The sequence below is a fragment of the Apolloniradiicaulis salifontis genome, from assembly GCF_053756655.1.
Genome location: NZ_CM132387.1, coordinates 1,864,833 through 1,878,914, shown reverse-complemented (window position 1 = coordinate 1,878,914; position 14,082 = coordinate 1,864,833). Strand labels below are relative to the sequence as shown.

Here is a 14,082-nt window from a genome sequence, read left to right as displayed (position 1 = left end):
AGACCCCGGTCTTCCCCCCGGCCTGAAGCCGGGGATGAAACCGGGGACCGGCTGGCGTCGATTATTCTGACGCCAGGGCGCACCTCATCCAAACACCGCCGCGAACGGAAACAGGAAGACAATCGCCAGCGACCAGACTGTGAAGAGGATCGTCATGAACAAAAGCGCGGTCTCTCTCTTGCCGGTGAGAATGGCGGGCACGGCGCCGGCGGCGACCCAGAGCGCCATGGCGGCCAGCTGTACGAGCAGGATCGCCGCCATCTCCACCGGGCGCGCAAGGCCGATGAGCGCTGCGAGGCCGAGGCTGAGCTGAAACGCGCCCAGAAGGCGCAGATACACATTCACCTCCACCGCATCGTAAAATATCCGGCGCGCGGCGAGCTTTGGCGTGAACATTGTCAGCAGGCCCGCCCCGCCCATGCCAAGGACTGCGGCGAGGTAGAGCGCTCGAAGCGCGACGGCGTCGGCGAGGGTGAGCATGGCGGTCTCCAGGTGCGGTTCCCCCAATAACGCGCCGCCCCCGCTTGCGCTCCGTTCTGCGGCGGATTGCGCGCGGCGAGCGGCTGCTGGCGCTGCAGGAGACGCGGCCCCTTGCCTCGCCGGGCGCCGCGCCCTAACCCTCCCGTCTATGCAACACCTTATTCTCATCGCTCTTGGCGGCGCGCTGGGCGCGGTTTCGCGCCACCTGGTCAATCAGGGCGCCTTGCGCGTTCTCGGCCCGGAGCTGCCCTGGGGCACGCTGATGGTGAATGTGGCGGGCAGTCTGGCCATCGGCGTTCTGGTGGGCTGGCTGGCCTTCGCCGGCCGCTCCGACGCCACCGAGCTGCGCTTTGCGCTGGGGGTGGGATTTCTGGGCGCTTTCACCACCATGAGCGCGTTTTCACTGGATGTGGTTCTCTTCATCGAGAGAAAGGCTTATGTGAGCGCCGCCGCCTATGGGCTCGGCACGCTGACGCTGAGCGTCCTGGCCGTGTTCGTCGGCCTCATCATCGCCAGGAAAGTCATCGCGCCATGAGCCGCGTTCAAACCCTTAAAGTCACCGACGACGAGGCGGACATGCGCCTTGATCGCTGGTTTAAAAAGCACTTCCCCCACGTGCCCCACGGCCTGGTGGAGAAGCTCCTGCGCAAGGGGCAGATCCGCGTCGAGGGCGGCCGTGTGAAGGGCGACCGCCGCCTGGCGGGCGGCGAGGAGGTGCGCGTGCCGCCGCTGCCCGAGCCCGGCGCGGTGAAGGAAAGCCCGCCTTTGTCGGCCGAAGACGCCCGCTATGCGCGCTCGCTGGTGATCTATCAGGACAAGACGATCATCGCCCTGAACAAGCCCCACGGCCTCGCCGTGCAGGGCGGCTCGAAAACTACCCGCCATGTGGACCGGCTGCTGGACGCGTTCGGCAAGGGCGATCAAAAACCGCGCCTGGTCCACCGGCTGGACAAGGACACCTCCGGCGTCCTGATCGTGGCCAAGACCGCCCAGAGCGCCAAGCACCTTTCCCGCCTGTTCCAGACCCGCGATCTGAAGAAGACTTACTGGGGCGTCGCGCTGGGCTTGATCACGCCCAAGGCCGGCGAGATCAAGGGCTTCATGAGAAAAGCCGCCGGCCCGGACGGCGACCGCGAGCTGATGGTCGCCGCGCGCCATGGCGAGGAGGGCGCCCACCACGCCATCACCCGCTACGCCGTGGCCGACAACGCGGCGCGCAAGGTGTGCTGGGTCGCCCTGCGCCCTGAAACCGGACGCACCCACCAGCTGCGCGTTCATCTGGCCGCCGCCGGCCATGCGCTTCTGGGCGACGGCAAATACATGTGCGACATCCCCGCGCCCGAGGGCCTTTCGCACAAGCTGCACCTGCACGCGCGCAAGATCGAGATCCCCCAGGAGAACAAGCGTCCGCTGGTGATCGAGGCGCCGCTGCCGCCCCATATGATCGAGACGTTCAACACGCTAGGCTTTAACGAGCATGACGATCTGACCCTGGTGGAGGAAGCGCTGGAATGAGCGATCTGAAGCTGGCCGTCTTTGATATCGACGGCACGCTGGTGGATTCCCGAAAGGTCATCACCGAGGCCATGCGCCGCGCGTTCGAACGCGCCGGCCTGCCCGAAATCGGCTATGAGCGCACCCGCACCATTGTGGGGCTGGAGCTGACCGAGGCGGTGGGCCGCCTGGCGCCGGAGGACTATCCGGCCGCGCGCCGCGCCGAGCTCGCCGGATATTACAAGCAGGCCTTCGTGGAGATGCGCAGCGAGGCCGGCTTCAGCGAGCCGCTCTACGCCGGCGCGCGCGAAACCGTGGAGCGCCTGGCCGACGAAGGCTGGCTTCTGGGCGTCGCCACCGGCAAGGCGCGGCGCGGGCTGGACATCGTGTTCGAGCATCATGGCCTGCACAAACATTTCCAGACGCTGCAGACGGTCGACGGCGGCGCCGGCAAGCCTGATCCGCGCATGGTGCTGGACGCCATGGCCGAAACCGGCGCCCGCCCCGAAGAGACCGTGGTCATCGGCGACACCAGCTGGGACATGAGAATGGCCCGCGCCGCGAACGCCCATGCGCTGGGTGTGAGCTGGGGCTTTCACACGCCCGACGAAATCGTCGAAGGCGGCGCCCACGCGGTGCACCATGCGTTTGACGATCTCAACGCCTGGCTCGACGCGTTCCAGCCCCGTTCGGCCAAAGGTGACGCCCCCAGAGGAGACGCGCCGTGAGCATGTCCAAGGCCAAGGCCGAAAATCGCCAACTGCCCAAGCGCTTCTATAAAGAGGCCGCCTGCGAGGCGACCGAAACCGGCTGGCGGATCGTGCTGGACGGGCGCCCGCTGAAGACCCCTGCGAAAAACCCGCTGGAGCTTCCCGTCGAAGGCCTGGCGCGCGCCGTCGCGCAGGAGTGGGACGCGCAAGCCGAGCACATCAATCCTTTCACCATGCCGCTGACGCGCATCACCCATGTGGCGCTGGACCGGATGGCGCAAGCGCGCGAAGGCGCAGCCGCCGAAATCGCCAAGTTCGCCACCACCGATCTGGTCTCTCACCGCGCCGATGAGTCCGCCCTGGCCGCCAAACAGGCCGCGATGTTCGATCCGTTCCTCAGCTGGGCCGAGACCGCGCTCAACGCGCCCTTGAAGGCGGCGGCGACGATCGCGCCGCTGGAGCAGCCGGACGCCTCCATCGAGGCGCTGCGCCTGCGCGCCCTGGCGCTGGATGATTTCCGGCTCACGGCGCTGGTGAGCGCGGCGCCGATCCTGTCCTCGGCGATTCTTGCGTTCGCGCTTCTGGAAGAAGAAGCCGACGCGGAGACGGTGTGGACCGCCTCGCGCCTGGAAGAGGATCACCAGGCCGAATTCTGGGGCGAAGACGCCGACGCCGCTTTGGCCGCGGCCAATCGCAAGCGTGACCTGCTGGCGTGCGAGCGCCTGTTCCGCGAGCTGGACCGCGCAGAAGCCTAAAGCCTTCAACCGCTTCGCTCCGTCACCGGGCTGGCGCGGCGTGTCGTGAAGGAGGCAAGGATTTGCGGCCCGCCCGGTCAACCGCCAGGGCGGCTGCGGGCGCAATCGCCGCGCGAAGCGGCGCCTGCAGACGCACGCGGATTATAGATCGTTAATCATGGATGCGCTCACTGATCGGGTTTTCTCGAGGAGCGTTGATGCTGGACCACTTCGCCCATCCGGCCATGGAGCCCGACGCAGCCCTGCTGGCTGCGGCGGTGGAGGCGAGCGATGTGTGCGTCACGATCGCTGATCTTACGACCCCGGGCGGGCCGCTGATCTTCGTCAATCGCGCCTTCACCGACATGACGGGTTATGATCGCGGCGATGTCATCGGACACAATTGCCGGTTTCTGCAAGGCGCCGACACCGATCCGGACGCTGTGGCCGCCATGGGCGCCGCGATCCGCGAGGGGCGCTCGCTACGTCTGGATCTGCTCAATTACAGAAAGTGCGGCGAGGCGTTCTGGAACGCGCTTCACCTGTCCCCGCTCCACGGCCCGGACGGGACGGTGCGCGCCTATGTGGGCATGCAGAGCGACATCACAAAGGTGCGCGCGGCCGCCGCGGCCGAGCAGCACCGCCAGCGCATCGAGGCGCTGGGCCGCATGGCCGGCGGGGTGGCCCACGAGATCAACAATCTGCTTCAGCCGCTGGTGTCGCTTCCTGAACTCATCGCCGACGACCTGCCTGCCGAAGCCCTGAGCGCGCGCGAGGATTTGCGCGTCATCGCCCAGAGCGCCCGTGATGCGCGTGATCTGGTGTCCGAAGTTCTCACCTACACCCGCGTCGCGACGCCTGACGCCGAACCGCTGGAGATCGAGACCGCCCTGTCCGGCGTGCTTGATCTTGTGCGCCGCGGGCTCTCGGGACGCGTGGAGATCGTGCAGGAGGGCGTAGCGCCTGCGGGCGCGCGCGTGGCCGGGCTTTCGCGCGCCGGGCTGCAACAGGCGCTGACCAATCTGGTCTTGAACGCCGCTGACGCCATGGGCGGGGCGGGATGCGTCACGGTGCGCCTGGGCGGCGACGCACGATGCGTCACCCTGAGCGTGCTCGACCAGGGGCCCGGCATCGATCCGGACGCGGCGGCGCGCCTGTTTGAGCCCTTCTTCACCACCAAACCGCCCGGCGCCGGCGCCGGGCTGGGCCTTTACATCGTTCATCAGCTGGTCGAGCGGGCCGGCGGCGCCGTGACCATCGCCGCCGCACCCGGCGGCGGCGCCTGTTTCCAAATGCGGTTTCCACGCGCCCGGTCCGGCGCAGATCAGGAGTAGGGTCATGGCCAGAATTCTTGTCATTGACGACGTCCCCGGCGTCCGGCGGTCCATCGTGGGCGTGCTCACGCGGGCCGGTCACGAGGTGCATCAGGCCGGCGACGGCCTGGCCGGTGTGGAGCTCGCCCGCCGCCTGCGCCCGGATCTGGTGCTGGTGGACATGCTGATGCCCGAGCAGGACGGGCTCGAGACGCTGGACCAGCTGCGCCAGGACGGTCTGTGCGATGCGCTGGTGGCCATGTCGGGCGGCGGCGCGCTGGTGGGCGCGGATGACGCCCTGGCCGCCGCGGCCCATCACGCCGACGCTTCGATGCACAAGCCGTTCGAGAACACCGACCTCTTGGCCCTTGTCTCACAGCTTGCGGAGGCGAGGGCATGATGGCTTTTCTCGACGATCAGCCGGTCAGCCGCCGCATCGCCGGCGGGCTGGGGGTTCTGGGCGCCTGCGTCGTGCTGGTGGCTGGGGCCGCGTTTTTGTCGCTGACGCGCGTCTCCTCGGCCTTTGACAGCTACTCAAAAGCGGCCGCGGAAGTGGAGGCGGCGGACGACTTGCGCCTGCGCACATCAGATTTTGTCGGCGCCGCCAAGGAGTACGCCGCCCGCAACACCAGCGCGCGCTATCGCTCGACACTGGAGTTTTTTGAGAGCGTTGAGGCGTCGCGCGACTTTGCGCGCTCCGTGGCGCCGGACCCTGCCTTCATCGCCGCGGTGGACGACAGCTCGGACGCGCTGCTGGCCCTTCGCGACGGGTTTGAGGTCATGGCCGCCGCGCGCGTCGAGCGTAACCGCCTCGTCGAGGAAGAGCTGCGCGGTCCGGGCACGCGGGCGCGGGCGAGCCTGTCCGACCTGCGTCTCGGCGCGGCGCCGGATGTGGCGGCGGGTCTCGCCGATTCAGCGATCAGCCTGCTTCTGGCGCGCGATTACATGAACCGCTTCCTGGATGATTTCGACGCCGGCGCCCTTGAGCGCTCGCGCGAGGAGATCGCCCGGTCGCGCGCCTTGCTGGCTGAGGCCGCAGGTCCGGCGCCGATGGTCGATGCCGACCTGGCGCGTTTTGAAGCCGCGTTGGACGGGCTTGAGACCGCCTTGGGCGCCGAGCGGGAGGCCGGGCTTGAGTTCTTCGACGCTGATCTGCCGGCCGTGAACGCCGCGATCGAGGCGATGATCGAGATTGCTCACGCCGGCGAGGATGCGGCGCGCGACACGCTGATCGGCGCGAAAACGGCGGCCTACTGGGCGATCGGCGCGGTGCTGTTGCTGGCGGCGATCCTGGGCGGCGCGGCCGGCATTGTGGTCTCGCGCTCCGTCGTGCGGCCGGTCAAGGCGCTGACCTGCGCCATGAGCGGGCTTGCCGGCGGCGATCTTGATATCACCGTGCCGGGCCGTGCCCGCAAGGATGAGATGGGCGGCATGGCCGCCGCGCTTCAGGTGCTCAAGGACAATTCCATCGACCGGGTGCGCCTTGAAGATGACCGCGTCCGCCGGGCCCAGACCGCCCGTCACAGCCAGGACGCCATCGACCAGCTGGTGGCCATGTTCGGCAAGTCCATCGCCGGCGTGCTGGCCAATTTCGACACGTCTTCCACGGAAATGGGCGGGCTGGCCGCCGCCATGAAGGCCGCCGCCGACGACACCCACGCCAAATCACGCGCCGTCGCCGAGGCCATGAGGCGCGCCGAGGAGGCCATCGCCACCATCGCCTCGGCGGCCCAGGAGCTGACCGGCTCGGTGGGCGAGATCGGCGAACAGGCCGGGCGCACCGCCGCCATGAGCAAGAAGGTGCGCGAGAGCGCCGACGGCGCGCGGGGCGATGTGGACCGCCTGACGCAGGCTGTGGCGCGCATTTCCGGTTTTGTGCAGCTGATCGAGGATATCGCCGAGCAGACCAATCTTCTGGCCCTGAACGCCACCATTGAAAGCGCCCGCGCCGGCGAGGCGGGCAAGGGCTTTGCGGTGGTCGCCAGCGAGGTCAAGGCGCTGGCCGGCCAGACCGGCAAGGCCACCGAGGAAATCGGCGCGGCGATCAATGGCGTCGCGTCGCTGTCCTCCAACGCCGTCGCCGCCATGGAGCGCATCCAGGCCGCCATCGCCGATCTGGACGAAGTGGCCGAGACCGTCGCCGCAGCCTCCGAAGAACAGCGCGCCGCCACCGAGGAGATCGCCCGGTCCGCCGCCTCCCTGTCGGAAGAAGCCGGACAGATCATGGCCGAAGTCGCTGCGGTGGAATCAGCCGGGGCGGAGACCCGCGACAGTTCGGTGCGGGTGGACGCGGTGTCCGGCGAGCTTTCCGGCGAGGCGAAAATCCTCTCCGAGGAGGTCCGCGGCTTCCTGGACGGCATCGGCGACAGCGCCGTGCGCGAGAGCGTTGTTCCCAGGACGGTGCGCCTGGCCGCCACGATCACGCTGGCCGGTCAGGAGACGCGCGCCGTGACCGTGGTGCGCCTGTCGCCGGCCTCTGTGGAGATTGACGGCCCCGTCACGGCGCCGCCCGGCGCCCGGCTAAGCCTCTCCATGCCCGGCTGCGACCCCGTGACCGCGCGTCTGGCGGAGTCCTCTGATCAGGGCGCGCGCCTTCAGCTCGCCATGGAGCGCGGCGCGCTCGACCGCATGGAGCGCTACATGATGACCCTCATGGGCCGCCGCTCTGAGGCGGCGCCTGAGGGCTCCGCGCCGAAGAAGACCGCCGAGCCGACGCGGGCGCGTGGAAAGGCGGCCTGAACCTTGAACGGCTGAACGGTTTGCCCGCTTGCGCCGGACGGTGCTAGCTAGTTGCAGACTGTTTCACACGCCGGAGCGCCGTTTCATGAAAGCCGTTCTCGAAAAGCTCGACGCCAAGCGCGACGCCGCCCGCAAGGGCGGCGGCGAAAAGCGCATCGCCGCCCAGCATGACAAGGGCAAGCTGACCGCGCGCGAGCGCCTGGACGTGCTTCTGGACGAAGGCTCGTTTGAAGAATTCGACATGTTCGTCGAACACGACTGCACCGAGTTCGGGATGGAGACCAAAAAGATCCCCGGCGACGGGGTGGTCACCGGCTCCGGCACGGTCAACGGCCGGCTGGTCTATGTCTTCGCCAAGGATTTCACCGTGTTCGGCGGCTCGCTCTCGCTCGCCCATGCGCGCAAGATCTGCAAGGTGCAGGACATGGCGCTGAAGAACGGCGCGCCGATCATCGGCCTGTTCGACGCCGGCGGCGCGCGCATCCAGGAAGGCGTGGACGCGCTGGGCGGCTACGCCGAGATCTTCCAGAGGAACGTGCTGGCCTCCGGCGTGATCCCGCAGATCAGCGTCATCATGGGCCCGTGCGCGGGCGGCGACGTGTATTCGCCGGCCATGACCGACTTCATCTTCATGGTGAAGGACACCTCCTACATGTATGTCACCGGCCCCGACGTGGTGAAGACCGTCACCAACGAGGTGGTCACCCATGAAGAGCTGGGCGGCGCGTCGGTGCATGCCAGGAAATCCGGCGTCGCCGACGCCGCGTTTGAAAACGATATCGAGGCGTTGATCCAGGTGCGCCGCCTGATCGATTTCCTGCCGCTGAACAACCGCGAAAAACCGCCCGTGCGCGAGGCCCAGGATGATCCCGATCGCCGCGAACCCAGCCTCGACACGCTGGTCCCGCCCAATCCCAACAAGCCCTACGACATCAAGGAGCTGATCGAGAAAGTCGCCGACGAGGGCGATTTCTACGAGATCGCGCCCGAATACGCCCCCAACATCGTCACCGGGTTTGGGCGTCTGGAAGGCCAGAGCGTGGGCTTCGTCGCGAACCAGCCTTTAAGCCTCGCCGGGGTTCTCGACATCGACGCCTCGAAGAAGGCGGCGCGCTTCGTGCGCTTCTGCGACGCGTTTGAGATCCCCATCATCACCTTCGTGGACGTGCCGGGCTTCCTGCCGGGGACCAAGCAGGAATATGGCGGCCTCATCAAGCACGGCGCCAAGCTGCTGTTCGCCTACGCCGAGGCCACGGTCCCCAAACTCACCGTCATCACCCGCAAGGCCTATGGCGGCGCCTATGACGTGATGGCGTCAAAGCACCTTCGCGGCGACATCAACTACGCCTGGCCCAGCGCCGAAATCGCGGTCATGGGCGCAAAAGGCGCCGCAGAGATCATCCACCGCGCCGATCTTGGCGACGCCGAAACCATGGCCGTCCACACAAAAGAATACGAAGACCGCTTCGCCAACCCCTTCGTGGCGGCCTCGCGCGGCTATCTCGACGACGTCATCCAGCCCCACAACACCCGCGTGCGCCTGATCAAGGCGCTAAGGACGCTGCGCAACAAGAAGCTCACCAACCCGTGGAAGAAGCACGATAATATCCCGTTGTGAGGGTGAGATGTCCCCCTTCGTCATCCCCGCGAAAGCGGGGACCCAGTGCGGCCCAGCCGCCCGCACGCCTTTAAACGAATGAGCGAGCCGGTTCCCGGTCCGATCCCCGGCTTGAAGCCGGGGGCGGAACCGGGATCTACCGCGCTTTATGGGTCTGGCGCTGTGCCTGCGGCGAAGCTGGCTTCGCGTTTCGAGTCCATCCGCCGCAGATCCCGGTCTTCCCCCCGGCTTTACGCCGGGGATGAAACCGGGAACCGGCGATGTCGGTTTGCGGCTGCATCCACCTTCGACGCTTTTCCAAAACGCTCCCCCTTTTCGTCATCCCCGCGAAAGCGGGGACCCAGTGCGGCCGTGCAGGCGCTTTATCCTGAGGGTCCTTTAAAGGCTCGCCCGGCCTATAGCCGGCCTCACACCTCAGGATGAGGGTTTTGGAAAGCCGTTCTATTTCCTCATCCTGAGGCGTCTTTTCGCGTCAGCGAAAAGCCTCGAAGGACCCTCAGGATAAAGCGAAACCARAAAACTTATCCGCCCCCACTCTCGCCTCCCCCATAATCACCCCCGTCATCTCGCAGGCGAGGCCGCTCCGGAGCGTCCTGTTCGGGCGGGAATGACGGGGTGTCCCGAGTGAGTTCCGGCTAACGCACCGGTCCGCAAAGCGGCGGGTTACGGGTAGACGGGGAGGTTCCGTTGAGTCCCGCTGACCGAAAAATCACCTCAGCGGCGCGGGGGTCGTATCCGGCCTCCAAATACATAACAGAGCCGGCCTGGATCCTCCCGCGCCGCCCTCGCCATCCCCATAGCCTCGCGCAAATCTTGCGGCGGGCGGTTTTGGCGTGTGTGAGAAACCACACCTAGCGCCGCACCAGCACGCCGCCCAGCTCCGACTTGCCGCCCAGGCACGGGTGGGGAAACGCCGTGAAATCGCCGTCGGCGGGCCAGATCCAGCGCGCTTCGGGAAACAGTAGGCGCATGGCGGGTAGCGAGCAGCCATAGGGCGGGCCGCCGGGCTCGTCCTTCTGCATGAAGAGGGCGATGAGGCGGCCGCCGGATTTGAGGACCTCGAAGGCCATCTGCTCATGGCGCGGGCGGTCATGGGGGTGGATGGCGCACAGGAAGGTCTGCTCCCAGAGGAGATCAAACGGCGCGGGCGGGCGCCAGGTCAGGCCGTCGGCCTCGAACACGGAGGCCTCAACGCCCGCCGCCGTCATCTGTTCACTCTGGTGTTTCACGGCGCTGGGGGCCACGTCGCTGGCGGTGACACGAAGTCCGTAGCGGGCGAAGGCCACCGGTTCCGGGCTGCGTCCACAGCCGGGCACATAGATGGACTGGCCGGCGGTGAGCACCCCGGTCTGGCGAAAATGCGCCGCAGCCGGATGCAGGCCGCCGCGCTCCCACGGGGCGTCGCCGGACTTGAACCGGGCCTCCCAGTCAAGCGGCGTGCGGTTTTCACTGGCGGTCATGGCGGCGCTCCAGACGAAGGTCTTGGCCCGAGACGGGGGGAGACGATATAACGCAAAGCGAGGGATAAAAGAGGGGTCTTCATGTCAGCGCTGTTTCGCGCCGCCGCCGCGGTGCTCGCCAGTTGCGCGCTCGGCGCGGGGGCCGTTTACGGGACCCGGGTGCTGGAAGGGCGGGGCGGTGCGGTCGTCGCCGGCGCGTCCGGTTCGGACATCGACCCAGACACCGGCGTCAGCACCGGAATCGATACAGCCGCCATGCTGGCGCGCTTCAGCGAGGGGCGCGGCGCGCGCACGGCGCAGCTGGACGCGGTGGCCGAAGCCTGCGGCGGCGCGTTCGTCCTGAAGCGCGGCGATGTGGCGGGGGTCGGGCATGTCATCGCCTTCACCGCCCATGGGGCCGGGCCCGGCGCCTTGGAAGTGCGGCGCCTGTCCGCGCCCGGCGATTTCATGCGCGCCGAGGCGGGCGCGGGCGTTCTGCGTCTGAACAGCCCGGACGGGTTTGAAGGCCTCGCCTGGGCGCTGACCTCAGACGCCGAGCCCCAGGCTGAACCCCGGACGCTGGGGCCGGCGCGGCGCGAGACGCTGGACCTCGCCTGCGCCGATGCGGCGGCGGCGGCGGCGCGTTTCAACGGGGGCTCGCGAGAGGCTGGCGAGGCTGGCGAGCCGGAGGCGGCGAACACGGCGCTGCGCTGACGCCCATGATGGGGCGCGGGGACAGGAAGCGCTGACGCGCCGCGCAGGGCCGGGGCCCCTTGCCCCTCGGTTTAAGCCGGACGGCGCGACGGCGCGGCTGCATCGCCGCGCTCGTCAAATCCGCGCTGCTCGCTTAAAACCGGCGTCGCTGCGGCTGTGGCGGAACTGGTAGACGCGCTTGGTTTAGGTCCAAGTGTCTTACGACGTGGGGGTTCGAGTCCCTCCAGCCGCACCATTATTTGCTGGTCTCCCTCGCGTCCGCTCGGTCGAGCGGCCCATAAGGGGCCGGCGGGCGGCCTGCCCCCGCGGAGGCGGGGGTCGCCCTTGCGGCGGCCGGGCCGCCGGTTTTCGCGGGTGATGGCGGGTTCGGACCGGCCCGGAGTTTTGCGGCGGCGCAGCGCGCGGAGCTTGCCTTTTCAGACGGCAACGTTGAATTATAGATGCAATCAGCCGTTCGGGGGATACGGCTTACGGGGACAGAGCGGCGTGTCGGGTCAGGGTTCACTTACCGGCGTCATGATCTGCGGGGCGGGCCATTCCGGGTCGACCCTGCTGGGCATGGTGCTCTCCGGCCTGCCCGGCGCCGTTTATATCGGCGAGGGCGCGAAAGTGCGCTATCTCGGCGACGCCTCCAAACCCCTGAAAAAACGCGCCTGCAAGATCTGCGGCGATGATTGCGCGTTCTGGAACGGGTTTTCGTGGACTGAAGGGGAAGGCGACGGGCTGTACGCCGCCGTGGCCCGGCACGCCGGCGCGGCCATCGTCATTGATTCCACCAAGAAGACCGACTGGATCGCTGCGCGCGCCGAGGAATTGCGCGCCGCGGGTCATGAGGCGCGGCTGATCTTCCTCACCCGCGACGGGCGCGCCGTGGTCAATTCGCGCCTGCGCAAATATCCAGACCGCGATCCGGCGGGCCAGATCAGTGACTGGCTGGCGCAGATCGAGGCCGCCCAGGCGCTCAGCGACGCGTTTCCCGGCCCGGTGCTGCGCATCGCCTATGAGGACCTCGCCACCACGCCCCAGGACGTCACCATGCGCCTGGCGCAGTTCATCGGCGCGGCGTACGACCCGGCCATGCTGTCTTTCGCCAGCCGGCCCCATCACCCGCTGGGGGGAAATAACGGCACGCAGTTTCTCGCCGCGCGCGGAACCGAGGGCGCGCTGGTGCGGCCCGGCGCGCGCTCTGCGGCCTATTACGAAGACCATCCGGACGAGATCCGTCTCGACCTGCGCTGGCGTGACGAGCTCAAGGCCGAACACGCCGCCCTGTTCGAGCAGCTCGCCGGGTCCGTAAACGAAACCATGAAGTGGGGGCCTTGAGTGGCTAGGATCGATCTTGTTTTCCGCCGCATCGACGAGCGCACGGCCGACGTCTCGCTGGAGCTGGCCAAGCGCCATATTCGGCCCGACACGATTCATATCCTTGACGATGTGCGTCCGTTCACGGCTTGCGTCGAACAGATGCTGCGGATCGAGCATGACTGCGACTACGTGGTCTATCTCGACGCCGACTGCCTGATCCTGGAGGACATGCGCGCCTTCATCGAAGAGTGCGACGCGGCCTATGTGGACGCCTATGTGACCGACCGGTTTCGCGGCCGGATCCATTGCGGCGTGCACATCACGCGCATCGATCTGGTGCGCGCCATGGCGAAGATCACCCCGCCAAAAGACGATCTGAAATACGCCCTGCGTCCGGAATCGCGCCTGCGAAATCTGGCCATGAAACCGCTGCGCCTGTCCAAGCAGTTCCGCAATTTCGACATCTTGCACGACTATTTCCAGGCCTATCGCCACGTCTTCCAGAAATACGCCCTGCGCGAGCTGAGAAGCCGCACCAAGGTTCAGTTCAAACGCCTGTCCTCGGCCATGTCGCGCTGGCCGGCGGGCGAGGGGGCGGATCTGGACTATCAGGTCGCCGTGGCGGCGGTGGAGTACGCCCGCCGTCACGTGCCCGAAAACGCCAGCGCGCAGGAAACCCACGCCTTCATCGCCGCGCTGCCCGAGCACGCCGACCGCGGCCTCGCCGAGATGGGGCTGGTGGAGAAGGGCGACTTCACCATGGCCGATCTGGAAAGCTGGCTGGAGACGAACGACCACCGCCAGGTCTATGGCGCGGCGGCCGACAAGCCCAAGGTCTTCGGGCTTGGCCTGTCGCGCACCGGCACGCGCTCGCTGACCCACGCGCTGCAGATGCTGGGCTGGGATTGCTCGCACTATCCCATCGACGAGGACACCTACACCGAGCTGGCCAACGGGCAGTACGATCTCACCTTGCTGAAATACCATGACGGGCTGACCGACATCACCTGCGCGCCCTACTACCAGCAGTTCGACAAGCAATATCCCGGCTCGAAATTCGTGCTCACCGTGCGTGATAAAGACGCCTGGCAGCGCTCGTGCCGGAACCACTGGTTCAACCGGCCGGCCTTTGGTCACGCCGAAGATCCCGACCAGGAAACCCATTTCCTCATGCGCCAGCTTCTGCGCGCCGCGGTCTATGGCTGCTACACCTATGTGCCGGAACGGTTTTCCTGGGTCTATGACCGCCACGTCGCGGAAATCATGGACTATTTCAAGGACCGGCCCGAGGACTTGCTGGTGATCGACGTGTGCGCCGGCGAGGGCTTTGAAAAGCTGGCGCCCTTCATGGGCGTGCCGGTCCCTGCCGAGCCCTTCCCGCACAAGGGCGCAGTGCTGAGCCAGCGCGTCGACGCCGCCCGGGCCCAGGCGGGGGCGGACGCAGATGACGACGCCGTGGACGCCGACGCCATCGACTCCCCGAATAGATCCAGCGCCGACACCGGCAAGGGCTCGGACACGGTGGCGGCCGAGTAG

At 67.5% G+C, this 14,082-nt stretch carries 13 protein-coding genes and 1 tRNA gene; 12 read left to right on the top strand and 2 right to left on the bottom strand.

Going from position 1 to position 14,082, the window contains the following annotated elements:
- Window positions 1–84: 84 nt before the first annotated feature.
- Complete coding sequence (locus tag ACWCOP_RS09080) at window positions 85–507, bottom strand: hypothetical protein (RefSeq protein ID WP_478247964.1); 423 nt, start codon at window positions 505–507, stop codon at window positions 85–87.
- A gap of 121 nt (window positions 508–628) precedes the next feature.
- On the opposite strand from ACWCOP_RS09080, the gene crcB reads away from it, so the two are divergent.
- The 8 genes from crcB (at window position 629) to ACWCOP_RS09040 (ending at window position 9,088) form a co-directional block, all read left to right on the top strand.
- Window positions 629–1,015 (top strand): fluoride efflux transporter CrcB, encoded by a 387-nt coding sequence (crcB, locus tag ACWCOP_RS09075; RefSeq protein ID WP_478247963.1) that lies wholly within the window; start codon window positions 629–631, stop codon window positions 1,013–1,015.
- On the top strand, window positions 1,012–1,995 hold the full coding sequence (locus tag ACWCOP_RS09070) for an RluA family pseudouridine synthase (protein WP_478247962.1): 984 nt from the start codon (window positions 1,012–1,014) through the stop codon (window positions 1,993–1,995). Before crcB ends, ACWCOP_RS09070 begins: the two co-directional genes overlap by 4 nt.
- The gene (locus tag ACWCOP_RS09065) at window positions 1,992–2,702 is read left to right on the top strand and encodes an HAD-IA family hydrolase (RefSeq protein WP_478247961.1); all 711 of its coding nucleotides are present in this window, start codon (window positions 1,992–1,994) and stop codon (window positions 2,700–2,702) included. Before ACWCOP_RS09070 ends, ACWCOP_RS09065 begins: the two co-directional genes overlap by 4 nt.
- A 2-nt stretch (window positions 2,703–2,704) precedes the next feature.
- Window positions 2,705–3,439 (top strand): ATP12 family chaperone protein, encoded by a 735-nt coding sequence (locus ACWCOP_RS09060; RefSeq protein WP_478250672.1) that lies wholly within the window; start codon window positions 2,705–2,707, stop codon window positions 3,437–3,439.
- 197 nt (window positions 3,440–3,636) lie between these two features.
- A complete protein-coding gene (locus ACWCOP_RS09055; RefSeq protein ID WP_478247960.1) occupies window positions 3,637–4,752 on the top strand; it encodes an ATP-binding protein in 1,116 nt (371 codons plus the stop codon).
- Between the two features lie 4 nt (window positions 4,753–4,756).
- On the top strand, window positions 4,757–5,131 hold the full coding sequence (locus ACWCOP_RS09050) for a response regulator (protein WP_478247959.1): 375 nt from the start codon (window positions 4,757–4,759) through the stop codon (window positions 5,129–5,131).
- Window positions 5,128–7,470: a methyl-accepting chemotaxis protein gene (locus ACWCOP_RS09045; protein WP_478247958.1), complete on the top strand. Its 2,343-nt coding sequence runs from the start codon at window positions 5,128–5,130 to the stop codon at window positions 7,468–7,470. The genes ACWCOP_RS09050 and ACWCOP_RS09045 overlap by 4 nt, the downstream gene beginning before the upstream one ends.
- Before the next feature lie 85 nt (window positions 7,471–7,555).
- The gene (locus tag ACWCOP_RS09040; protein WP_478247957.1) at window positions 7,556–9,088 is read left to right on the top strand and encodes an acyl-CoA carboxylase subunit beta; all 1,533 of its coding nucleotides are present in this window, start codon (window positions 7,556–7,558) and stop codon (window positions 9,086–9,088) included.
- 851 nt (window positions 9,089–9,939) lie between these two features.
- Here ACWCOP_RS09040 and ACWCOP_RS09035 read toward each other — a convergent pair.
- Window positions 9,940–10,548 carry a methyltransferase domain-containing protein gene (locus ACWCOP_RS09035; RefSeq protein ID WP_478247956.1) on the bottom strand — a complete coding sequence of 203 codons (609 nt, stop codon included), beginning with the start codon at window positions 10,546–10,548 and terminating at the stop codon, window positions 9,940–9,942.
- A gap of 81 nt (window positions 10,549–10,629) precedes the next feature.
- Here ACWCOP_RS09035 and ACWCOP_RS09030 point away from each other — a divergent pair, with 81 nt between their 5' ends.
- The 4 genes from ACWCOP_RS09030 (at window position 10,630) to ACWCOP_RS09015 (ending at window position 14,082) form a co-directional block, all read left to right on the top strand.
- The gene (locus ACWCOP_RS09030) at window positions 10,630–11,241 is read left to right on the top strand and encodes a hypothetical protein (protein WP_478247955.1); all 612 of its coding nucleotides are present in this window, start codon (window positions 10,630–10,632) and stop codon (window positions 11,239–11,241) included.
- Between the two features lie 150 nt (window positions 11,242–11,391).
- Window positions 11,392–11,476: transfer RNA gene (locus tag ACWCOP_RS09025), tRNA-Leu, on the top strand.
- Window positions 11,477–11,727: 251 nt separating this feature from the next.
- Window positions 11,728–12,564 carry a sulfotransferase gene (locus ACWCOP_RS09020; protein WP_478247954.1) on the top strand — a complete coding sequence of 279 codons (837 nt, stop codon included), beginning with the start codon at window positions 11,728–11,730 and terminating at the stop codon, window positions 12,562–12,564.
- On the top strand, window positions 12,565–14,082 hold the full coding sequence (locus tag ACWCOP_RS09015; protein ID WP_478247953.1) for a sulfotransferase family protein: 1,518 nt from the start codon (window positions 12,565–12,567) through the stop codon (window positions 14,080–14,082). It abuts the gene before it with no gap.

Coding starts and splice junctions, on each gene's coding strand:
- ACWCOP_RS09070 (WP_478247962.1), top strand. CDS start 1,012: ATGAGCCGCGTTCAAACCCTTAAAGTCACCGACGACGAGGCGGACATG.
- ACWCOP_RS09040 (WP_478247957.1), top strand. CDS start 7,556: ATGAAAGCCGTTCTCGAAAAGCTCGACGCCAAGCGCGACGCCGCCCGC.
- ACWCOP_RS09065 (WP_478247961.1), top strand. CDS start 1,992: ATGAGCGATCTGAAGCTGGCCGTCTTTGATATCGACGGCACGCTGGTG.
- ACWCOP_RS09035 (WP_478247956.1), bottom strand. CDS start 10,548: ATGACCGCCAGTGAAAACCGCACGCCGCTTGACTGGGAGGCCCGGTTC.
- ACWCOP_RS09055 (WP_478247960.1), top strand. CDS start 3,637: ATGCTGGACCACTTCGCCCATCCGGCCATGGAGCCCGACGCAGCCCTG.
- crcB (WP_478247963.1), top strand. CDS start 629: ATGCAACACCTTATTCTCATCGCTCTTGGCGGCGCGCTGGGCGCGGTT.
- ACWCOP_RS09045 (WP_478247958.1), top strand. CDS start 5,128: ATGATGGCTTTTCTCGACGATCAGCCGGTCAGCCGCCGCATCGCCGGC.
- ACWCOP_RS09030 (WP_478247955.1), top strand. CDS start 10,630: ATGTCAGCGCTGTTTCGCGCCGCCGCCGCGGTGCTCGCCAGTTGCGCG.
- ACWCOP_RS09050 (WP_478247959.1), top strand. CDS start 4,757: ATGGCCAGAATTCTTGTCATTGACGACGTCCCCGGCGTCCGGCGGTCC.
- ACWCOP_RS09060 (WP_478250672.1), top strand. CDS start 2,705: ATGTCCAAGGCCAAGGCCGAAAATCGCCAACTGCCCAAGCGCTTCTAT.